This window comes from Mesorhizobium sp. CA12, assembly GCF_020165255.1.
Classification (GTDB): domain Bacteria; phylum Pseudomonadota; class Alphaproteobacteria; order Rhizobiales; family Rhizobiaceae; genus Mesorhizobium.
Window position 1 is genome coordinate 103,066 of record NZ_JAIUHT010000006.1, and the last position, 20,992, is coordinate 124,057.

Below are 20,992 nucleotides of genomic sequence, written 5' to 3' on the forward strand. Positions count from 1 at the left end.
AGCACCGGAAGCCGCCTTCGCAGGGCCGGCCTACCCTAATTTAATTCTGGTCGCTGTCGGGCAGCTGCATGTCCGTCACGACATTCTCGCCATTGGTCACGTCATAGGCGATGACGATGTCCATGCCGGGCTTCAGCGAGTCGATGTCGGTCTCGGCGTTGAGCTTGTAGGCCTTGCCGTCGTCGAGCGTCAGCGTCAGCGTGTCCTTGTCGACCTTCTTGATCAGGCCTTCGGTCTGGCCGGCGAACGCGGCGGCGGTGGAAATCAGCAACATGGCGCAGGCCGCGCCAATCAGGGTACGCATCGTCGTCCTCTTTAGGTCATTGCGCCGGCTTGTCAGCGGCGGGTCCTCAACGGCGGATGGGAAGAGAGCAGAAACCAACCGAATGTGTCAAAACTAAATCCGCCACATCACAGTTTGATGCACACCCGATCAGCGTTTGACCACTGTGGAAAACGCCAATAGAAGGCAGCCTTAACCGGGTTCCCTCGCCGGGGCAGGGCGTATCCTCATGTCGCACAACACATTCGGCCACCTCTTTCGAGTCACCACCTGGGGTGAAAGCCATGGCGCCGCGCTCGGCTGCGTTGTCGACGGCTGCCCGCCCGGCATCCGCTTCAAGCGCGAGGACATCCAGGCCGAGCTCGACCGCCGCCGCCCCGGCCAGTCGCGCTTCGTCACCCAGCGCCGCGAGCCGGACGAGGTGAAGATCCTGTCCGGCTTCATCCTAGACGAGGACGGCGAGACGATGATCACCACCGGCACGCCGGTGTCGATGCTGATCGAGAATGTCGACCAGCGCTCCAAGGACTATGGCGAGATCGCCCGCCAGTATCGGCCGGGCCATGCCGACTACACCTACGACGTCAAATACGGCCTGCGCGATCACCGCGGCGGCGGCCGCTCCTCGGCGCGTGAGACGGCAGCGCGGGTGGCGGCGGGCGCCCTGGCGCGCAGGATAGTGCCCGGCATGGTGGTGCGCGGCGCGCTGGTCTCGATGGGCGAAAAGTCGATCGACCGCGCCAACTGGAACTGGAATTTCGTCGGCGACGCCGAGAACCCGTTCTTCACCCCGGATCCGGCCTCGGTCCCGGTCTTTACCGCCTATCTCGACGGCATCCGCAAGGCCGGCTCTTCGGTCGGCGCGGTGATCGAGATCGTCGCCGACGGCGTGCCGCCCGGCCTCGGCGCGCCGATCTATGCCAAGCTCGACCAGGATATCGCCTCCGGCCTGATGTCGATCAACGCCGTCAAGGGCGTCGAGATCGGCAATGGTTTCGAGGCGGCCCGCATCACCGGCGAACAGAACGCCGATGAGATGCGCATGGGCAATGACGGCAAGCCGGTGTTCCTGTCCAACAATGCCGGCGGCATACTGGGCGGCATCTCGACCGGCCAGGCGATCGTCGCCCGCTTCGCCGTCAAGCCGACCTCGTCGATCCTGACCCCGCGCCAGTCGATCGACAAGGATGGCAAGGATGTCGAGGTGATGACCAAGGGCCGCCACGACCCGTGCGTCGGCATCCGCGCCGTGCCGATCGGCGAGGCCATGGTTGCCTGCGCGATCGCGGATCATTATCTGCGGCACAGAGGACAGACAGGGAAGGGAGTAGGCAGTAGGGTTAGGCAGTAGACCGCCCGACACAGCCATTTTCTTTCTTCTACTGCCTACTGCCTACTGCCTACTGCCTAATTCCTGCGAGCGAAGCGAGCGCCGATGCCCTACGACCAGAAGAAGATCGTCGAAGCGATCCGTGCTTTCGAGCGCGGTGAGATCGTCGTTGTCATGGACGATGACGGGCGCGAGAACGAGGGCGACCTGATCGTCGCCGCCGTCCACTGCACGCCGGAGAAGATGGCCTTCATCGTGCGCAACACCTCCGGCATCGTTTGCACGCCGATGCTGCGCGAGGACGCGAGGCGGCTGAACCTCGCGCCGATGGTGGCGGATAATGATTCCGCGCACACCACCGCCTTCACCGTCAGCGTCGATTTCAAGCATGGCACGACAACAGGCATTTCCGCCGACGACCGCACGCTCACCGTGCGCAACCTTGCCAATGGCAATGTCGGCCCGTCCGATTTCGTGCGTCCCGGCCACATCTTCCCGCTGATCGCGCGCGAAGGCGGCGTCTTGATGCGCTCCGGCCATACGGAGGCCGCAGTCGATCTCTGCAAGCTCGCCGGCCTGCCGCCGGTCGGCGTCATCTCTGAGCTGGTCAATGACGACGGCACGGTCAAGCGCGGGCCGCAAGTGCAGGCCTTCGCCGAGGAACATGGGCTGAAGCAGGTCTCGGTCGCCGACCTCATCGCCTATCGGCAGCGCAAGGAGACGCTGGTCGAACGCGTGGCCTGCTCCGACATCGACACGCCCGGCGGCAAGGCGCAGGCCTTCACCTACACGCTGCCCTGGGATTCCATGCACCATCTCGCGGTCGTCTTCGGCGACATCCGCGATGGCGAGGAGGTGCCGGTACGGCTGCACTCGGAAGATGTCGTCACCGACGTCTTCGGCACCAGCCATCGCCTCGACGGCATCATGAAGGCGATGGGCGAGCGCAGGCGCGGTGTCATCGTCTATCTGCGTGAAGGCTCGGTCGGTGTCGCCCATCAGGAGCGTAAGCGGCCCGCGAGCGGCGAGCGCGAGGACCACGAAGAAGCCCGCCGCCGCGAGAACGAATGGCGCGAGATCGGCCTTGGCGCCCAGATTCTCAGGGACCTGGGCATCTCCTCGATCAACCTGATCGCCTCGCGCGAGCGCCACTATGTCGGTCTTGAAGGATTTGGCATCCATATCGCCAAGACCGAGATTCTGTAGTCCGTCGAAGGACCTGACGCGCCAGAGGTCCTAGCGGCAGTCTGATTGATGGAGCCTCCGCGACGCAGGCGATTGGCGGAAGCCTCCGGGACGTCGTCATCCTCGGGCGGAGCAAGGAGCGAAGCGACGCGCGCAGACCCGAGGATCCATTCCGTGACCTCGAAGCGCCGCGACGGTTCAGAATTCTGCTCCGCTGCGCTCTATGATCAAGGTCACGGAATGGATCCTCGGGTCTGCGCTCCGCTTCGCGTCGCTCCGCCCGTGGATGACGAAGTCGCGAGGGTCTCGGCCAATTCCGAACGCTGGCGAAACGAGTGCTGGACGCTTCGTTCGATCACTCCGCCGGAACCACCGCCTCGCCCCTGTCCACATCGCAATCGTCCGTCGCCAACCGGCATTGACCGGCGAACACGGTGACGAGCGCGATGGCGCCGGCCGCGACCGAAACCCAAAACCCGTTCTGCGGACCGAAAGTGTCGACCATCCAGCCGGCGGCGAAGGAACCCAGCGCCATGCCGATGCCGATGCCGGTCGTCACCCAGGTGACGCCTTCGGTGAGCATCGCCGGCGGCACGTGGCGCTCGATCAGGCCGAAGGCGGTGATGAAGGTCGGCGAGATCGCGACGCCGCTGACGAACACCGCCAGCGCCAGAGTCGGCACCGTGTCAACGAAGAGGAGCGGCAAGGTGGTGAGCGCGATCACGGTGACCGCGACCGCCAATTGCCGCTGCAGCGGCGCCTTGAGGCTGAGCGCGCCGACGATGACGCCGAGCACGAAGGATCCCAGCGCATAGACGCCGATGACGAGGCTCGCCGCCTCAGGTTGGCCAAGCTCTTTGGTGATCGCCACCGTCGTCACTTCCGTCGTGGCGAAGGTCGCGCCGACGAAGATCAGTGCGAAGGTGATGATCTGCACCGGCCGCAGCCGGATCGCCGACGCGGCCGCGCCATGTTCCGCCGGGCGGACCGGCGGCTCGGACGAGCGCTGCAGCAGGAATGCCGCCGAGCCGAGCGCAAGCAGCAACGTGCTGACGACCATGCCGGCTTCCGGGAAGAGCGCGGCGCTCAAGCCCACCGACAGCGAGGCGCCGGCGACATAGACCAGCTCGTCGGCGGCCGATTCGAAGGCGAACGCCGTGTTGAGCTCCGGCCGGTCGCGGAAGATCTCGGTCCAGCGCGCCCTGACCAGCGCCGGGATGCTGGGCATTGCGGCGGCAAGTAGTGCCGAGCTGAACAACGTCCAGATAGGCCAGTGCTGGTTGGCCGCGACGATCAATGTCGCGAAGGCAAGCACCGAGACGAGCGTCATGGGTGCTGCGATCGCCGTCTGGCCGCGCCGGTCCACCAGCCGCGACACTTGCGGCGAAAGAAACGCGTTGACCAGCGCATAGGTCGCCGAGACGGCGCCGGCCAGCCAGTATTCGCCATGCGTCTGCGACAGCATCGCCACGATGCCGATCGGGGCCATGGCGATCGGCACGCGCGCGATGAAAGCCGCCGCGGCAAAGCCTTTCGTGCCGGGAGCCCGAAAGATGTCCGAATAAGGGTTTCGCATGATCCTGCTCCTCGACAACGGTGCACACTAAAATTACATACGCTGCGTATGACCGTGAGATAGTTCATACGCCACGTATGTCAATTGGCATACGAGGCGTATGTGAATAGGGCCAGAACCATGCACAGACCGCGCAAGGAGATGATCGCCGAGACGCGCGCCAAGCTGATCGCAGCCGCTCGCCATGCTTTCGGCACGATCGGCTATGCCGAGGCCTCGATGGACGATTTCACCGCGTCGGCCGGCCTCACGCGCGGCGCGCTCTACCATCATTTCGGCGACAAGAAGGGACTGCTGCAGGCGGTGATCGCCGAGATCGACGGCGAAATGGCTGTGCGGGTGAACGAGGTGGCTTCGAAAGCGCCGACCCGCTGGCAGCATTTCGTCGACGAATGCACCACCTATATCGAGATGGCGCTGGAGCCGGAAATCCAGCGCATCATGTTCCGCGACGGCCCGGCGGTGCTCGGCGACCCCGCGCAGTGGCCGAATGCCAGCGCCTGCACCGCCTCGATGACCAACCATCTGACCAGGCTGCAGGAAGAGGGCGAGGTCGTTCCGGAGCTTGATCCCGAGACGACCTCACGGCTGATCAATGGCGCCAGCAGCCAGGCCGCGCAGCGCATCGCCAATTCGACGGACCCCGAGGCGACCTCGAAAAAAGCGATCGCGGCCTTCAAGCAGTTGCTCGAAGGCTTGCGCAAGAAGCCTTGACGGCACGCTCGGGTAACCGAGCCACCGGCTTGTGCACCGGTTTCGGGCCGGCGCAACCCTGCCGCGATTGACAATCGCCGGGGCAAGCGCATCCTCCTCCGCCAACTCTTAGGATATGGGGAGTCGGGGCCATGTGGGACTTCAGCATTGGCCGGTCCGTGTCGATCATGATGCGGACATGGCCGTTCATCGTCTTTCGCATGATCGTCTATTTCGGCATCACGGTCGCCTACATCATGGCGACCGGTACCGGCGCTAGCGTCGGCTACGGCGTCGGCCACATCTCCACCGATCCCGACGGCCCGATGTCCTTCGCGCTGTGGGGTGGCGTGGTCGGCTTCGGGGTCGTCTCGATCGCCGTCTACTGGATCCGCGAATACATCCTCTATGTGTTGAAAGCGGGCCATATCGCCGTCATGGTGCATCTGATCGACGGCCAAGATGTCCCCGACGGCCAGGGCCAGATCGCCTACGCGAAGGAAGTGGTCACCCAGCGTTTTGCCGAGGCCAACATCCTTTTCGTCGTCGACCAGCTGGTCAAGGGCGCCATCCGAGCCATCACCGGCCTGATCGGCGGCATCGCCGCCTTCCTGCCCATTCCGGGCCTGAGCGGCATCGTCAGCTTCATCAACACGGTGATCCGCCTGTCGCTGACCTATGTCGACGAGATCATCCTCGGCTACAACATCCGCATCAATTCGAGCTCGCCTTTCGAGACGGCGCGGCAAGGCGTGGTGCTCTACGCGCAGAACGGCAAGCACATGGTCAAGAACGCCGTCTGGCTGGCGGCGATCATGTGGGGCGTGTCCTTCGTCATCTTCCTGTTGATGCTAGCGCCTGCGGCCGCCATTCTGTGGGTCATGCCGGGCCAGCTTGCCGGCTGGGCTTTCGTGCTGGCCATCGTCTTTGCCTGGGCCTTCAAGGCAGCCTTCATTGAGCCCTTCGCCATCGCCTCGCTGATGCAGGTCTATTTCGAAGCCATCGAAGGCCAGGCGCCCAATCCCGAATGGGACCGGCGGCTCGCGGAGACCTCGTCCAAATTCAGGGAACTGCGCGACAAGGCGCTGGGCTCTTTCGGCGGCGGCTCGCGTTGGGACACGCCCCGAGCGGCTTGATCAGGTCAGGGTTTCGACGGCCCGGCGCCGAGCTTTGCGATTGCCGATTTAAGCGGCGCTTCGCCGGCGCCGCGAAAAGTCTCGCTCATGACCAGTTCGGGCAGCGGCAGGCGCTTGCCCCAGCCATGCGCTTCAAGGTCCGGCTTCGGCGCGAAGGCCGAGACGCGGCCGACGCACAGATAGGCGATCGGCGTGACATGCTCCGGGATCGCGAGAAGCCGCTTCAGCGCTTCGGTCTCGATGATGCTTACCCAACCGACGCCGACACCCTCCGCCCGCGCCGCCAGCCAGAAATTCTGCACCGCGCAGACTGTGCTGTAGAGATCCATCTCCGGATTGTGCCAGCGTCCGAGAGGCGAGTCCTTCGAGCGCTGCCGGTCGCAGGTGATGCACAGGTTGAGCGCGCTTTCGCAGATGCCCTCGAGTTTCAGCTTGCGGTAGAGCGCCTGCCGTTCCGCCTCGATCGCCGGCAACTCCTGCTCGCGCGCGGCGAGGAACAGGTCGCGCACTTGTCTGCGCCGCTCGGCGTCGCGGATGACGATGAAATTCCACGGCTGCATATAGCCGACCGACGGGGCGTGATGCGCGGCGGTGATGAGCCGGGCCAGCACATTGTCATCGAGATCGTCGGGGACGAAATGGCTGCGCACGTCGCGCCTGGTGAACATGGCCCGGTAGACCGCGTCGCGTGCCAATTGGTCAAAGTCGTCGCCGCTCGCGGCGATCGCTGCTGCCGTCATCGCTTTTCCCCTTGCGACAAGCAGTCCCCCGCCTGACCAAGCGGAAAACCATGTCTGCCGGGCCGGTCTTCTGGCTCGGGATCGTCCCGCATCCGGCGCCTTCCCGTCTTCGACAGTGGCGTGTGCCGGCGCGGTCCCCCTTACAGTGTTGGGCACGCCACGGAGTTCAACCGTGTTCCCGATTCTCCCGCGTCGCGGGCACCTGGCAGCGATGCGACCTTACAGCGAAGCTTGGGCCGCGCCAATGGCGTTAGCGACACGGCAAGACGCGATTTCCCCAGCCATTCGGCCTGCCAAACATGGTCATTCGGCCGCCAGGTCCCTAGATTAGGCGCCATGGCCACCCGTCTCTATACGCACCCGATCTTCCTCGAACACCTTACGCCGCCCGGCCATCCCGAGCGGCCCGACCGCCTGCGCGCCATCGAGCGCGTGCTCGACGACGAGGCGTTTTCGGCGCTCGACCGCGTCAAGGCGCCGGAAGGCGACGAGAAAACCATCCTCTATGCGCACCCGGAGGAGTTCGTCGAGCGCGTGCGCGGGGCGATCCCTGAGAGCGGGATCGTGTCGATCGATGCCGATACCAGCGCCAGCCCGAAAAGCTGGCAGGCCGTGGTGACGGCGATCGGCGGTGCCAACGCGGCGGTGGACGACGTCTTCGAGGGCCGTGCGGCAAACGTCTTCGTCGCAGCGCGTCCGCCTGGACATCATGCCGAAAAGACCACGGCAATGGGCTTCTGCCTATTCAACACGGCGGCGATCGCCGCCCGTTACGCGCAGAAGAAGCACCAGGCCGAGCGTGTCGCCATCGTCGACTGGGACGTTCATCATGGCAATGGCACGCAAGACATCTTCTGGGACGACCCATCGGTGCTCTATTGCTCGACGCACCAGATGCCGCTTTACCCGGGCACCGGCGGGAAGAACGAGACTGGCGCCGGCAACATCGTCAACGCGCCGCTGGCGCCGCAGACCGGGAGCGATCTCTTCCGCGACGCCTTCCTGTCGCGCGTGCTGCCCTCGATCGACGCGTTCGCGCCAGACCTGATCATCATTTCCGCCGGCTTCGATGCGCACCATCGCGACCCGTTGGCCGAGATCAACCTGACCGAGGACGATTTCGATTGGGCGACCGGCCAGTTGATGGAGCGCGCCGGGCGCCACAGCTCCAACAGGCTCGTCAGCCTGCTGGAAGGCGGCTACGATCTGCAGGGACTGGCATTTTCAGTCGCCGCCCATGTCGGGCGGCTGATGAAGGGATAGGGTATGGCATTGGAAGGCAATGAGGACGTCAAGGCGATGAGCTTCGAACAGGCGCTCGACGCGCTGGAGAAGATCGTCGATGATCTTGAGCGCGGCGACGTCCCGCTCGACCAGTCGATCAAGATCTATGAGCGCGGCGAGGCGCTGAAGGCGCATTGCGACCGGCTGCTGAAAGCGGCCGAGGACAAGGTCGAGAAGATCAGGCTGTCGCGCGACGGCAAGCCGATGGGAACTGAACCGCTGGACGCCGACTGAGGTGTTGATATTCAGGTGAGGCCGGCCTGCAAATGGCAACTTCCGGTGCTCACGTACTTCAAGTACGCTCCGCTCCGGTTCTCGGAAACCACCATTTTCGGCTCGGCCTGACCTGAATCTCAACACCTCAGCGGATGATCTCAGACCGGGTAAGGGCAAAGAAAGCAGGTAAGGAGTTCAAGCCATGTGCCGCAACATCAAGACCTTGGCCAATTTCGAGCCGCCGGCGACCAATGACGAAGTGCATGACGCAGCGCTGCAATTCGTGCGCAAGCTTAGCGGCTCGACCAAGCCGTCCAAGCGCAACGAGCATGCCTTTTACCATGCCGTCGAGGCGATCGCCGCTGTCGCGCGCGAATTGATCGATTCGCTCGAAACCAATCAGGAACCGCGCAACCGCGAGGAAGAAGCTGCCAAGGCGAAGGCCAGGTCGGCGCTGCGTTTCGCCTGAGGATCCGACATGAGCTTCTTTCCGGGAAACGATCCTGAACCCGGCGATGCCTTCGCCTGCGACCAGATCGAGCTGATGGTCGTTCCGAACGCCAAGGACATCGGCGGCTTCGAGGTGCGCCGCGCTCTCCCGACGGCAAAACGCCGGCTGGTCGGGCCGTTCATCTTCTTCGACCGCATGGGCCCTGCAATCCTGCGCGCCGGCCATGCGCTCGACGTGCGTCCGCATCCGCATATCGGGCTTTCCACCGTCACCTATCTGTTCGACGGCAGGATCAGGCATCGCGATTCGCTCGGCACCGAAATGGTGATCGCGCCGGGCGACGTAAATTTGATGACTGCCGGGCGCGGTATCGTTCATTCCGAGCGCACGCCGCAGGAATTGCGCGGCGCGCCGATGTCGGTCTCCGGCCTGCAGACCTGGCTGGCGCTGCCCGACGGCAAGGAGGAGATCGCTCCGGTGTTCGCGAACACGTCGGTGGCCCGCCTGCCGCAGATCGATGCCGAGGGTGTCAGCGGCCGCATCGTGATCGGTGCGTTCTCAGGCCTTCGCTCGCCCGTGGCGACCGCTTCCGACACGCTCTACGCCGACCTCAGGCTGGCCGCCGGTGCCAGCGTGAAGATTCCGGCCGATGCCGAGGAGCGCGCCATCTACACGCTGGAGGGCGATGTCTCGATCGCTGGCGATGTTTTCCCGGCCGAGCGGCTCCTGGTGTTCAAGCCGGGCGAGGAGATCGTGGTCTCTTCCGAACGCGGTGCGCATTTCATGCTGTTCGGCGGCGCTTCGCTCGGCTCCAAACGCTACATCTGGTGGAATTTCGTCTCGTCCTCCAAGGAACGCATCGAGCAGGCCAAGCAGGAATGGAAGACGGGCCGCTTCGATATCGTTCCCGGCGATGAGGAGGAGTTCATTCCGCTGCCCGAGAACTAAGGTGTGTTGATATTCAGATGAGGCCGGCCTGCAAATGCCGGTTTCCTGCGCTTCCGTACTTTGAGTACGCTCCGCTCCGGTTCTCGGAATCCATCATTTTCGGCGCGGCCTGACCTGAATCTCAATACACCTTGCAGCGTAGCACGCGTCACTGACGCACATTTACATTCGCCCGCCGGCGGACTATTGCCGCGCATGATATGGCGCAATCTGTTGGTAGCGCCGTGTTCGATCGATAAGGCAGGACGCGCCCGAGTGAAGCCAGACACGCCGCTGCTCGACAAGGTCCGCATTCCGGCGGATTTGCGGACGCTTGATGAGAGCGCACTGCCGCAGCTTGCCGCGGAACTCCGCGCCGAGCTGATTGATGCCGTGTCGCAGACCGGCGGCCATCTTGGCGCAGGCCTCGGCGTCGTCGAACTGACCGTCGCGCTGCATTATGTCTTCAACACGCCGCAGGATCGGCTGATCTGGGACGTCGGCCACCAGGCCTATCCGCACAAGATCCTGACTGGCCGCCGCGACCGCATCCGCACGCTGCGCCAGGAAGGCGGCCTTTCCGGCTTCACCCGGCGCGCGGAGAGCGAATACGACCCGTTCGGCGCCGCCCATTCCTCGACCTCGATTTCGGCCGGTCTCGGCATGGCCATGGCCCGCGACCTGTCGGGCGGCCGCAACAATGTCATTTCCGTCATCGGCGACGGCTCGATGTCGGCCGGCATGGCCTTCGAGGCGCTGAACAATGCCGGCGCGCTCGACGCCCGGCTGATCGTCATCCTCAACGACAACGACATGTCGATCGCGCCGCCGACCGGCGCCATGAGCGCCTATTTGGCGAGGCTCGCGTCCGGCAAGGCCTATCTCGGCCTTCGCGATTTCGGCAAGAAGCTGACATCCTATCTCGGCAAGCGCGCCGACCGCGCCATCACCCGTGCGGTCGAGCATGCGCGTGGTTACGTCACCGGCGGCACCTTGTTCGAGGAGCTCGGCTTCTATCACATCGGTCCGATCGACGGGCACAATCTCGAACATCTGATCCCGGTGCTGAAGAACGTCCGCGACAATGGCAAAGGCCCGGTGCTGATCCATGTCGTGACCCAGAAGGGCAAGGGCTACGCGCCGGCGGAGGCCGCAGCCGACAAATATCACGGCGTCAACAAGTTCGACGTCATCACCGGCGCGCAGGCCAAGGCGCCGGCCAACGCGCCCGCCTACACCAAGGTCTTCGCCGAAAGCCTGATCCAGGAAGCGCGTGAGGACGACCGCATCGTCGCGATCACCGCCGCCATGCCGAGCGGCACCGGCCTCGACTTTTTCGGCGAGGTGTTTCCGAAGCGAACTTTCGACGTCGGCATTGCCGAGCAGCATGCGGTGACCTTCGCCGCGGGGTTGGCCACCGAAGGCTACAAGCCTTTCGCCGCCATCTATTCAACCTTCCTGCAGCGCGCCTACGACCAGGTCGTCCACGACGTTGCGATCCAGAAACTGCCGGTGCGCTTCCCGATCGACCGCGCCGGTTTCGTCGGTGCCGACGGCGCCACCCACTGCGGCGCTTTCGATACGACCTTCCTGGCCACGCTGCCGGGCTTCGTCGTCATGGCCGCCGCCGATGAGGCGGAGCTTCGCCATATGGTGCGCACCGCGGCGGCCTATGATGACGGTCCGATCGCCTTCCGCTATCCGCGCGGCAACGGCGTCGGCGTCGACATGCCGGAGCGCGGCTCGCTGCTCGAGATCGGCAGGGGCCGCATCCTCAAGGAAGGGACCAAGGTCGCGCTGCTTTCCTTCGGCACGCGGCTGCAGGATTGCCTGTTGGCGGCCGAGGAACTTGGCGCTGCCGGTCTTTCCACCACCGTTGCCGACGCCCGCTTCGCCAAGCCGCTGGACGAGGATCTCATCCGGCGGCTCGCCCGTTCGCATGAGGTGCTGGTGACTGTCGAAGAGGGCGCCATCGGCGGCTTCGCCAGCCAGGTGCTGCACTTCCTCGCCCATGAAGGCCTTCTCGAAAGCGGCCTCAAGGTGCGCCCGCTGGTGCTGCCGGACGCGTTCACCGACCATGCCAAGCCGGAGAAGATGTATGCCGATGCCGGGCTGGATTCGGCAGGCATCGTACGCACGGTCTTCGCCGCGCTCGGTCGCGGCGTGCAGGCGCAGCGCGCCTGAATCAGAGCTTCAAGCGGTGAATCGGTTTGCCGGGTGCCAGATGTAGGTATCTGTTAACGCTCCCGTTTGGCGGTTCGCTTACCCTGTCTCTTGGCCGATTTTCAACGGCGCCCTGCTAGAAGCTCGGGCCAGGCAGGGAGACAACCAAAAATGAAAACGCTTCTGTGCGGAGTAGCCCTTTTGGCGGCCGTGACGGCGTCGGCGGCAGCCGAAACACGTTACGACCGCAATCTCGAAAAGGCGGTGCTGGATATCGTTGCCGGCAAGATGGGCAATATTCGCGGCGGCTTCTCCTATAAGCAGGTTCCTCAACTCGTCGTGCTGCCGGATGCAGGTCCCGTCGCGCCCACTCCGGTTGAGCCGCCGCGCAAGCAAGCCTCCGGCAATGACGGCCTGATGCCCGCCATCGAGCGCCAGGTTTCGCGCACCATTTTTTAGAACCACATATCGCGCACGCAGCGGCCGTCGCGCGGCAGGTCGTCAAAAGTGTCGAGGCCGTCGAAATGGTCGATCGGCAGGTCGGCGACCTCCTCGGGCGGCGCAAGCCTGACATTGACAGCGATGCGCGTGCGGCCGCTTTCGCCGGAGCGCAGGCCACGCCAGGCGACCACGCAGGCGCAGGTCGGACAGAACAGGATTTCCAGCGCGGGCTCCGCCACCTCGGCGCGTGTGTAGGATTTCAGCGGTCCGGCGACGCGGATGCGCTCATCGACATAGTCATAGGCCCAGAGCGCTCCGTAGCGGCGGCAAAGCGTGCAATTGCATGCGGTGATTGCGCCGGGATCGCCTTCCAGCGTCCAATGAACTGCGCCGCAATGACAGGTACCCCTCAGCATTGCCACCTCCACCGGCTGACGAACCGCCTGTTCCTCTCGGCATTCTGCAGCCTCTTGCGCCATATTCAACCATTGCGTTCGCGCCCGGCTTTCGCCAATGAAGGCCGATGAGTCCCCCTTTGCCAGCCAGCCGGCGCCAGCGGCTCGACGAACTGCTCGTCGGGCGCGGTCTGTTTGCCAGCCGCTCGCGCGCCCGCGACGCGATCGAGCGCGGCACGGTGACGGTTGACGGCGCCGTCGCCCGCAAGCCCGGCCAACCTGTCGCGCCGGACTGCCTGATCGCCATCGATGATCCGGCGCAGGCCTATGTGTCGCGCGCGGCGCTGAAGCTGATCGCCGGCCTCGACCGTTTCGGCCTCGATCCTTCCGGCAGCGAAGCGCTCGATGTCGGCGCCTCGACGGGCGGCTTCACCCAGGTGCTGCTCGAGCGCCGCGCGGCCCATGTCACGGCGATCGATGTCGGTCACGGCCAGATCCATCCCGACATTGCCGGCGACCCGCGTGTGACGGTGATCGAAGGACTGAACGCCCGCGATCTGACGGCAGCCGATCTCGGCGGCCGCGTTCCCGGTTTCCTTGTCTGCGACGTCAGCTTCATCTCGCTGAAGCTGGCGCTGCCGCCAGCGCTGGAATTGGCGGGCGAGGGCGCCAAGGCAGTTCTGCTGGTCAAGCCGCAATTCGAGGCGGGCCGTGAGGCCATCGGCAAGGGCGGCCTGCTCAAGGATCCGGGCGATGCCGATCGGATTGCCGCAAATTTGCGCGACTGGGTGGCCGGCGTTCCCGGCTGGCGCGTGCTGGGACTCGAGCCGTCGCCGATCGAAGGCGGCGACGGCAACCGTGAGTTCCTGCTCGCCGCCATGAAGGACGGGCGATGAGCACACGCTTCACCATTGCAAGGCTGGGCTCGCAGGGCGACGGTATCGCCAATGCCGAAGGCGGGGAGGTCTTCATCCCGTTCACGCTGCCGGGCGAGACGGTCACGGCCGCGCGCCAGAAGGACCGCGCCGCGCTGATGTCGGTATTGGAAGCCTCGCCGCTCAGGATCGATCCCGCCTGCCGCCATTTCACCGAATGCGGCGGCTGCGCGCTGCAGCATTACGAGGCTGGAGCCTACCGGCAATGGAAGCGCGAGAGGGTCGTGCAGGCGCTGAAGCTCAAGGGCATCGCTTGCGACATCGCTGCGCTGGTGCCTTGCGCGCCGCACACCCGCCGCCGCGTCACGTTCAGTGCCAGGCGCACGGACGCCGGCATGCTGCTGGGCTTCGTGCGCGCGCTGTCTTCCGAGATTATCCCGATCGAGGAGTGCCCGATCTCGCTGCCCGCGATCGTCTCGGCGCTCGACAAACTGCGCGCCCTGGCCGGCTTGGTCTGCGCCACCCCGAAGGCATTTCATATGACGGTGACCGTCACCGCTTCAGGCCTCGACGTGGCTGTGCACGATGCCGGCAAACTTGGCGACCATCAGCGCCGTATCGCGTCCAATTTCGTCTTGGCCGAAGGCCTGGCGCGGCTTTCCGTCGACGGCGAGATCGTCGTCGAGCCGAAGAAGCCGGTGGTGCAGTTCGGGCCCGTCGCGGTCGCCGTGCCGCCCGGCGCCTTCCTGCAGGCGACAGAGGCCGCCGAGCAGGCGATGGCAAGCCTTGTCGGCCAGCATCTGTCGCGCGCCAGGAAGGTCGCGGACCTGTTTGCCGGCTGCGGCAGCTTCGCGCTCAGGCTCGGCGCGCAATCCGAGGTCCATGCCGTCGAGGGCGATGCGCCGGCGCTTGCCGCGCTCGATCGCGCCTTCCGCTTTGCCAGCGGCCTGAAGCGGGTGACCAGCGAACGCCGCGACCTGTTCCGCCGGCCGCTGACCTTCAAGGAGTTGAACGCCTTCGACGGACTGGTCTTCGATCCGCCGCGCGCCGGCGCCGAGGACCAGTCGAAGCAGATCGCCCGCTCCGACGTGCCGCTGGTCGCCGCGGTGTCCTGCAATCCGGTGACGCTGGCACGGGACCTGCGCATCTTGATCGATGGCGGCTACACGCTGAAGAGCGTCACGCCGATCGACCAGTTCCTGTGGTCGCCGCATGTCGAGGCCGTCGCGCTTTTGGAGAAGCCGAAGCGGCGGCGGTAGCTCGCGGCCGGAGGCTCGTGTGAAAACGGTGAAGCCTCTGTTCTTTCGACGAAATTGCGCCCTAAAGCCGCCTTTTTGCAGGGTCTTAATTCTGCGGTTAGGGAAACATTCCTGCCTCTCCGGCGTTGTCGCGTTGGACGAAATGGCGGACAAGGATGGCGGATTGCAATGCGCTCGCTTCGGAAAGTCATCGGCCTTGTCGTCGTTCTCATCGCGTTCGCCGTCGCGTCCACGACGGGCGCGCTCGCCCAACAGCAGAAACGTCTCGCATTCGTCATCGGCAACGCCGCCTATCCGTCGGATGCGCTGGTCACCTCCGCGAATGACGCCGGCCTGATCGCCCAGACCCTGCAGGCAGCAGGGTTCGATGTGGTCGGCGCACGCGATGTAGACCAGGAATCGTTGCGTGGCGCGCTGCGCGATTTTCTTGGAAAGGTTTCTGCCGCCGGCCCGGACGCGATCGTTTTCGTATACCTCGCCGGCCGCGGCGTGCAGTTCGAAGGCGAGAACTATTTCTTGCCGGTCGACGCCCAGATCGCCAATCCGGCCGACGTGCCGCTGCAGGCCATGCGGCTCTCCGATATCACCAAGTCCCTGGCGGGATTGCCGGCGAAGGTCAATATCGTCGTCCTCGACGCGGCTCGGCCCAATGGCCTTCCGAAAATGAGCCAGCCGCTGGCCGGCGGTCTCGCGCTGGTCGACCCCGACCCCAACATGCTGATTGCGTTCAACGCGGCGCCCGGAACGGTTGCGCCGGAAGGCAAGGGCCCATACGGCGCCTATGCTCAGGCGCTCGCCGAGATGATGCGGGAAGGCGGCATATCGCTTGACGATGTTTTCGACCGCACGCGGCTACGCGTCAACGAGGTGACGCAAGGTGCCGAAATTCCGTGGGACGCTTCGAAGATCAGCGCGCCTTTCGTGTTCTTCGAACGCGCTCCGGACGCGCCGCCGCCGAAGGTTTCGGAGGCCGAAGAACGGGCCAACCGGACCAGGCCGATCCGCGACTTCAATGCGCACGACGCCTATGTCGCGGCTCTCGACCGCGATACCATGCGCGGCTACGAGGAGTTCCTCGTTGCCTATCCGCACGATCCGATGGCCAAGCGTGTGCGGGCCATCATCGCGGCGCGACGCGAGGCGATCACCTGGCGCGAAACATGGCTGCGGGATACGCCGGAGGCCTATTGGTCCTACCTCGAGCGTTATCCGCACGGGCTGCATGCCTGGGACGCGCGCCGCCGGCTGGAGCATTTCGACGCCGAGCTCGAACCACCGACGAGCTTCACCGTCATCGTCTACGACGTGCCACCGCCGCCGCCGGAGGAAATCATCTATGTCGACAGGCCGGTGCTCTATTTCGACGATCCCGATTTCGACTTCGAGCCGCCGCCGCCGATCGACGTGATATTCCTGCCGCCGCCGCCGCCGGATTTCGTCGTGCTGCCGCCGCCCCCGCCGCCGGTCGATGTTTACGTCCTGCCGACGCCGGTCTTCGTCCCCGTGCCGGTCTGGGTCAGGCCGCCGCGTGACATCGTGCCGCCGCCGAACGACATCATCTTCAACAACATTCACAACACGACCGTCATCAACAATAACACGACGATCAACAACGAGCCGGCCAATCAGGCCGCACAGCCGAGCGCCAATGCACCGAGCGGCCTCACCACCGGGCAGAAGATGGCGGTTGGTGCGGGCGCGGCCGCGCTAGCGGCCAAGGTGGCGCTGCCGCCGTTGCTGCAGAAAAGGGCGGTGCTGTTCAAGCAAAATCAGGGCGGCCAGCCGCTGAAGCCGGGCCAGGCTGCCACGCAGGGCCAGCAGCCGGGTGCGACGCCGCAGGCGAAGACGATGGGCAAGCTCTCGACCGATCACGCCTTGCCGGGAGCCGACGGCAAAGCGCTGCCGCTCGTCAACGGCAAACCGGTGCTCAACGATCAGAATGCGCCCAACAGGAAGGTGCTGGGCAAGCAAGGCACTGGCAACCAGCAGGCTACCGGGAATGCCGGCGCCCCCGTTACGGGCAACGGCCAGCAGAACGGAGCGGTCAACGGTCAAGACAAGAATGGGAAGTTCCGCAAGTTGCCGACCGTCAATGGCGCGCCGGGCGAGAACGGGCAGTACTCCCAGCAGAGGTTCGGGAAGAACAATGCGAATGCGTTGTCCGGCCAGAACGAAGGCAGACCGAGGAAGCTGACACGCAAGGATCTGTCGGCAGGCCAGACAGCTGTCGGCCCGAGCGATCAAGGCACGGTCAACGGAGGCGATAGAGGTAAGCAGCTCCGCAAGCTGCCGACCGTCAATGGCGCGCCAGGCGAGAACGGGCAGAACGCCCGGCAGAGGTTCGGGAAGAACAATCCGAATGCGTTGTCCGGCCAGAACGAAGGCAGACCGAGGAAGCTGGCACGCAAGGATCTGTCGGGAGGCCAGACAGCCCTCAGCCCGAGCGATCAAGGCTCGGTCAACGGAGGCGACAGCGGTAAGAAGTTCCGCAAGCTGCCGACCGTCAATGGTGCGCCAGCCGACAACCGGGCGAGCGTGCAGGAGCGGCTCAGGAGAAACAATCCGAGTGTGTTCTCCGACCAGAATCAGGGTTCGGCCAACGCAAACAGGAAGTTTCGCAGGCTGCCGAACGGCGAAGAGGGTTCCGCCGGCGCAGGCATCAACATCCAGCGCAGCTTCAAGCAGGAAAGGCCGAACGTGCAGGTGCTCAGGCCGCAAAGGCCAGAGTTCCAGGCGCAGCCAAGGCCTCAGATGCAAGAGAGACACCTGCAGCAGTTGAGGCCTGAGCCTCAGATGCAAGAAAGACGCTTGCAGCAGCAACCGCGGCCTCAGCCTCAGATACAGGAACGGCGCCTGCCGCAGCAGCTCAAGGAGCAGCCGCCGCAGGGAAACAAGAAGCCGACCTGCGGGCGTCCTGGCGAGCCGCCCTGCCAGCAATAGGCCAGCAAGGCTTGCTTGGCCGCGGGCGGCAACGCTCGTTCATGGGCCGGATTTTCCGGCCTATGAATTTGCGAGGTAGAGAATGTGACGGATCAGTCCGTCAAAGCAGACAAGACCGCTCTGGTCACGCCGGGAGCGATTGCAGGAAAAAGTGAAAGGTTCGGGCTCGGCGACTTCGCCATAGCCTTCCGTGCGGAATTGCATCCCAGGAAAATAGAGCGGCTCGCCGTTTCCGCGAAACGGTGAAACGCTCTGGCCCTTACGAGCTCGGAGACAGTCGTTTCGCTGTGCCGCCGCGCTGGTTGATCGACACCCAGGTGTTCGGGTTCTGCTGCGACTGGCGTTTCAGGAAATAATAGCCGGTGGCGTTCCAGGGGCGGATTTCGTCGACCAGATTGTCCAGCACGAGATCGCCCTTGTCGGTTTTCACCGTCAGAATGGTGTGGCCCTCATTGTGGAGATCGCGCACCACCGTCATCAGCAGCGCCTGCCGGGGGAAGCCCGCTTCCAGGAGCAGCTTGCGCTTGTAGAGCGCGTAGATCTTGCAGTCGCCCTTGCCGTCCGTCGGATAGTCCCAGTGGTCCATCGTCGTGCCCCAGTGGTCATAGTTGCTGACGGGCTTGATGGAACGGTTCGCCTTCTGGTTTACCCGCTTGAGGATGCTCATTTTCTGCGCGGTCAGCCTGACGCTTGTGGCGGGCAGGGCAGGCACGTTGCATTCCTTCGGCCGGCGATGACAGAAATCGAGCCAGCCATATGGGACGCTGGTGCTGCCGCCGACTGCGGCGGCGCTCGCAGCCGTTAGATTGAACAGCGACGACTGCGCCGCCGCAGGGCCGACTTGCAGCGATGATGCGCCAACCAGGGAAACGAGGCCAATGAGGAAAGAAGAAGTCAGGACGCCAGGAGAACGCTGCATTGCCGACACCACCGCAACGAGAAGACTGGCGACAAGCTAATGCGCAAACGCCCGCCCCGCCAATTGAACAATTAATAATGTCCTAACACGATTGTGTTCACTTCAAGGTGGGGCCGGAATCAACCCGCCTGGCGCGCGGAGACTGATCCGGATGGTCGTTCGTCAGGCAGTGGACGATAGACCTCAAACCCTAGTGCCGCCCACCGTCATCTGGTTCATCCGCAGATGCGGCTGGCCGACGCCGACGGGCACGCCCTGTCCGGCTTTGCCGCACATGCCGATGCCGGTGTCGAGCTTCATGTCGTTGCCGATCATGCTGACGCGGTGCATGGCGTCCGGCCCGTTGCCGATCAGCATCGCGCCCTTGATCGGCTGCGTTACCTTGCCGTTCTCGATCATATAGGCTTCGGTGCAGCCGAACACGAATTTGCCGGAGGTGATGTCGACCTGGCCGCCGCCGAAGGAAACGGCATAGATGCCGTTCCTGACCGAGGCGATAATCTCTTCCGGCTCCATGTCGCCTGAGGTCATGTAGGTGTTGGTCATGCGCGGCATCGGCTGGTGCGCGTAGCCTTCGCGGCGGCCGTTGCCGGTCGCCTTCATGCCCATCAACCTGGCGTTCTGGCGATCCTGCATATAGCCGACGAGCTTGCCGTCCTCGATCAGCACGTTGCGCGCCGAGGGCGTCCCTTCATCGTCGACGGTCAGCGAGCCGCGCCGCTCGGGGATGGTGCCATCATCGACCACGGTGACGCCCTTCGCCGCCACCTGTTGGCCCATCAGGCCGGCGAAGGCCGATGTCTTCTTGCGGTTGAAGTCGCCTTCGAGCCCGTGCCCGACCGCCTCGTGCAGCATCACGCCCGGCCAGCCGCTTGAGAGCACGATGTCGAATGTGCCGGCGGGCGCCGGAACCGCTTCCAGATTGACCAGCGCCTGTCTCAACGCCTCGCCGGCGGCATGCTTCCAGCTTTCCTCGCCGACGAACTCGCCGAAGCTCTTGCGGCCGCCCATGCCGTAGGAGCCGCTCTCCTGCCGGTCGCCATCGCCGACCACCACGGAAACGTTGATCCGCACCAGCGGGCGGATGTCGCGCACGATCTGGCCGTCGCCGCGCACGATCTCGACATGCTGCCACGAGGCGGCAAGCGACGCCGTCACCTGGCGCACGCGCGGATCCTTGGCGCGCAGCCAGCCGTCGATCTCCTGCAACAGCTTGGCCTTGGCCTCGAAGGAAGGCGAGGGGATAGGGTTCTCGTCGCCATAGAGATGGCGGTTGGTGCGGGCGGGCGCTCCGGCCAATGTGCCGGAATAGCCGCCTTTGACAGCCGAGACTGCGTCCGCCGCGCGCAACAGCGAGGCTTCGGAGAGATCGCTCGAATGCGCATAACCGCTGGCCTCGCCGGCCACGGCACGCAGGCCGAACCCGTGGTCGGTGTTGAAATTGGCCGTCTTCAGCCGGCCATTATCGAACATCAGCGCTTCGTTCTCGCTGTATTCGAGGAACAACTCGCCGTCGTCGGCGCCCTTGATGGTCTCGGTGACGATCTCCTTGACGCGATCGTCGGAAATGTCGAATTGGCCGATCAGGCTGTTCATGGCAAATCCATTCGTGGAAACAAATCGTTCCTCGGCATGTAGGCGCGAAGCCGTCGTCGCACAATCGCCAACTGGGTCAAGCCGACGATTGCGCCGCCATCACTTGCCGCTGACGAAGTCCTTGATGTTGCCGGCCATCGCGTTCCAATTGGAAAACTGCTCCTCGAGATTGGCCCTGGTGATGCCGCCGGCAAAGCTGACATCCATCCTGAAATTCGAGCCGTCGCCCGAATAGGCCTTCACCCACCGGTATTTTGCGTTCCAGGCGTTGGCTTGGTCAGTGGTAAGCGGGTCGGCGTAGCCGGTCGCGAATTGCAGCGACTTGCAGTTCTCGCGGTCTTCGCAGCCGTAGAAATAGATCAGGTATTTAACGCCGTCGATCCGCCCCGAAATCATCGGATCGCCGTTGTCGTCCTTGCCCATCCTGGCGGAACCGAAGCCCTTGGCGATATCGAGGATCGCCGCCGGGTCGGGCCTCTGGAGGATTTCAGCGTCCTCGGCCCGGGCGACCGAAACCGCACCGGCCAGCGCCAGCCCAGCGATGAAAGCGGACAATGACGTGCGCATGGAGCCTCCTGCCGCC

20 protein-coding genes and 1 riboswitch are annotated in these 20,992 nt (G+C 64.6%); of the genes, 13 read left to right on the forward strand and 7 right to left on the reverse strand.

Features of this window, described 5'->3' with window-relative positions; translation table 11 throughout:
- Positions 1-40: 40 nt before the first annotated feature.
- The gene (locus tag LB520_RS12395) at positions 41-304 is read right to left on the reverse strand and encodes a DUF1344 domain-containing protein (protein ID WP_041002438.1); all 264 of its coding nucleotides are present in this window, start codon (positions 302-304) and stop codon (positions 41-43) included.
- A 208-nt stretch (positions 305-512) separates the two neighbouring features.
- Here LB520_RS12395 and aroC point away from each other — a divergent pair, with 208 nt between their 5' ends.
- Both aroC and ribB read left to right on the forward strand, forming a co-directional pair.
- Positions 513-1,634: a chorismate synthase gene (gene aroC / locus LB520_RS12400; protein ID WP_224637686.1), complete on the forward strand. Its 1,122-nt coding sequence runs from the start codon at positions 513-515 to the stop codon at positions 1,632-1,634.
- 84 nt (positions 1,635-1,718) lie between these two features.
- Positions 1,719-2,819 (forward strand): 3,4-dihydroxy-2-butanone-4-phosphate synthase, encoded by a 1,101-nt coding sequence (gene ribB, locus LB520_RS12405; protein ID WP_224526400.1) that lies wholly within the window; start codon positions 1,719-1,721, stop codon positions 2,817-2,819.
- Between the two features lie 334 nt (positions 2,820-3,153).
- Here ribB and LB520_RS12410 read toward each other — a convergent pair whose 3' ends face one another.
- Positions 3,154-4,374 carry an MFS transporter gene (locus LB520_RS12410; RefSeq protein WP_224637687.1) on the reverse strand — a complete coding sequence of 407 codons (1,221 nt, stop codon included), beginning with the start codon at positions 4,372-4,374 and terminating at the stop codon, positions 3,154-3,156.
- A gap of 120 nt (positions 4,375-4,494) precedes the next feature.
- On the opposite strand from LB520_RS12410, the gene LB520_RS12415 reads away from it, so the two are divergent.
- Together LB520_RS12415 and LB520_RS12420 are read left to right on the forward strand one after the other, a co-directional pair.
- A complete protein-coding gene (locus LB520_RS12415; protein ID WP_140541513.1) occupies positions 4,495-5,088 on the forward strand; it encodes a TetR/AcrR family transcriptional regulator in 594 nt (197 codons plus the stop codon).
- A 131-nt stretch (positions 5,089-5,219) separates the two neighbouring features.
- Positions 5,220-6,203: a hypothetical protein gene (locus tag LB520_RS12420; RefSeq protein ID WP_224637688.1), complete on the forward strand. Its 984-nt coding sequence runs from the start codon at positions 5,220-5,222 to the stop codon at positions 6,201-6,203.
- Between the two features lie 5 nt (positions 6,204-6,208).
- Here LB520_RS12420 and bluB read toward each other — a convergent pair whose 3' ends face one another.
- Positions 6,209-6,943 carry a 5,6-dimethylbenzimidazole synthase gene (gene bluB, locus LB520_RS12425; RefSeq protein ID WP_224637689.1) on the reverse strand — a complete coding sequence of 245 codons (735 nt, stop codon included), beginning with the start codon at positions 6,941-6,943 and terminating at the stop codon, positions 6,209-6,211.
- A 42-nt stretch (positions 6,944-6,985) separates the two neighbouring features.
- Positions 6,986-7,164, reverse strand: a riboswitch (cobalamin riboswitch).
- A 115-nt stretch (positions 7,165-7,279) separates the two neighbouring features.
- Between bluB and LB520_RS12430 the strand changes: the two genes are divergently transcribed.
- The 6 genes from LB520_RS12430 (at position 7,280) to LB520_RS12455 (ending at position 12,443) form a co-directional block, all read left to right on the forward strand.
- Entirely contained in the window at positions 7,280-8,206 is a 927-nt protein-coding gene (locus tag LB520_RS12430) for a histone deacetylase family protein (protein WP_224637690.1), read from the forward strand.
- A 3-nt stretch (positions 8,207-8,209) separates the two neighbouring features.
- Positions 8,210-8,461: an exodeoxyribonuclease VII small subunit gene (locus LB520_RS12435; protein ID WP_140694193.1), complete on the forward strand. Its 252-nt coding sequence runs from the start codon at positions 8,210-8,212 to the stop codon at positions 8,459-8,461.
- Between the two features lie 184 nt (positions 8,462-8,645).
- Entirely contained in the window at positions 8,646-8,912 is a 267-nt protein-coding gene (locus tag LB520_RS12440; protein WP_095766753.1) for a DUF2277 domain-containing protein, read from the forward strand.
- A 9-nt stretch (positions 8,913-8,921) separates the two neighbouring features.
- Positions 8,922-9,842 (forward strand): pirin family protein, encoded by a 921-nt coding sequence (locus tag LB520_RS12445; RefSeq protein WP_224637691.1) that lies wholly within the window; start codon positions 8,922-8,924, stop codon positions 9,840-9,842.
- 195 nt (positions 9,843-10,037) lie between these two features.
- The gene (gene dxs, locus LB520_RS12450) at positions 10,038-12,005 is read left to right on the forward strand and encodes a 1-deoxy-D-xylulose-5-phosphate synthase (protein WP_411969881.1); all 1,968 of its coding nucleotides are present in this window, start codon (positions 10,038-10,040) and stop codon (positions 12,003-12,005) included.
- 150 nt (positions 12,006-12,155) lie between these two features.
- Positions 12,156-12,443, forward strand: coding sequence for a hypothetical protein (locus tag LB520_RS12455; RefSeq protein WP_224637693.1), 288 nt, complete (start codon positions 12,156-12,158; stop codon positions 12,441-12,443).
- On the opposite strand, the gene LB520_RS12460 is transcribed toward LB520_RS12455, so the two are convergent.
- Entirely contained in the window at positions 12,440-12,841 is a 402-nt protein-coding gene (locus tag LB520_RS12460) for a GFA family protein (protein WP_224545879.1), read from the reverse strand. The genes LB520_RS12455 and LB520_RS12460 overlap by 4 nt on opposite strands.
- A 107-nt stretch (positions 12,842-12,948) precedes the next feature.
- On the opposite strand from LB520_RS12460, the gene LB520_RS12465 reads away from it, so the two are divergent.
- The 3 genes from LB520_RS12465 to LB520_RS12475 all read left to right on the forward strand — a co-directional run bounded on the left by LB520_RS12465 (position 12,949) and on the right by LB520_RS12475 (position 17,894).
- Entirely contained in the window at positions 12,949-13,716 is a 768-nt protein-coding gene (locus tag LB520_RS12465) for a TlyA family RNA methyltransferase (protein WP_224637694.1), read from the forward strand.
- A complete protein-coding gene (locus LB520_RS12470; RefSeq protein ID WP_224637695.1) occupies positions 13,713-14,954 on the forward strand; it encodes a class I SAM-dependent RNA methyltransferase in 1,242 nt (413 codons plus the stop codon). The genes LB520_RS12465 and LB520_RS12470 overlap by 4 nt, the downstream gene beginning before the upstream one ends.
- Before the next feature lie 168 nt (positions 14,955-15,122).
- Positions 15,123-17,894, forward strand: coding sequence for a caspase domain-containing protein (locus tag LB520_RS12475; protein WP_224637696.1), 2,772 nt, complete (start codon positions 15,123-15,125; stop codon positions 17,892-17,894).
- A gap of 259 nt (positions 17,895-18,153) precedes the next feature.
- Here the strand turns inward: LB520_RS12475 and LB520_RS12480 are convergent, their stop codons facing one another.
- From LB520_RS12480 to LB520_RS12490, 3 genes are all read right to left on the reverse strand, one after another.
- A complete protein-coding gene (locus LB520_RS12480) occupies positions 18,154-18,813 on the reverse strand; it encodes a transglutaminase-like cysteine peptidase (RefSeq protein ID WP_176476980.1) in 660 nt (219 codons plus the stop codon).
- A gap of 183 nt (positions 18,814-18,996) precedes the next feature.
- Positions 18,997-20,409: a metalloprotease TldD gene (tldD, locus tag LB520_RS12485; RefSeq protein ID WP_224637697.1), complete on the reverse strand. Its 1,413-nt coding sequence runs from the start codon at positions 20,407-20,409 to the stop codon at positions 18,997-18,999.
- Between the two features lie 99 nt (positions 20,410-20,508).
- The gene (locus tag LB520_RS12490; protein ID WP_224637698.1) at positions 20,509-20,976 is read right to left on the reverse strand and encodes a YbjN domain-containing protein; all 468 of its coding nucleotides are present in this window, start codon (positions 20,974-20,976) and stop codon (positions 20,509-20,511) included.
- Positions 20,977-20,992 lie beyond the last annotated feature (16 nt).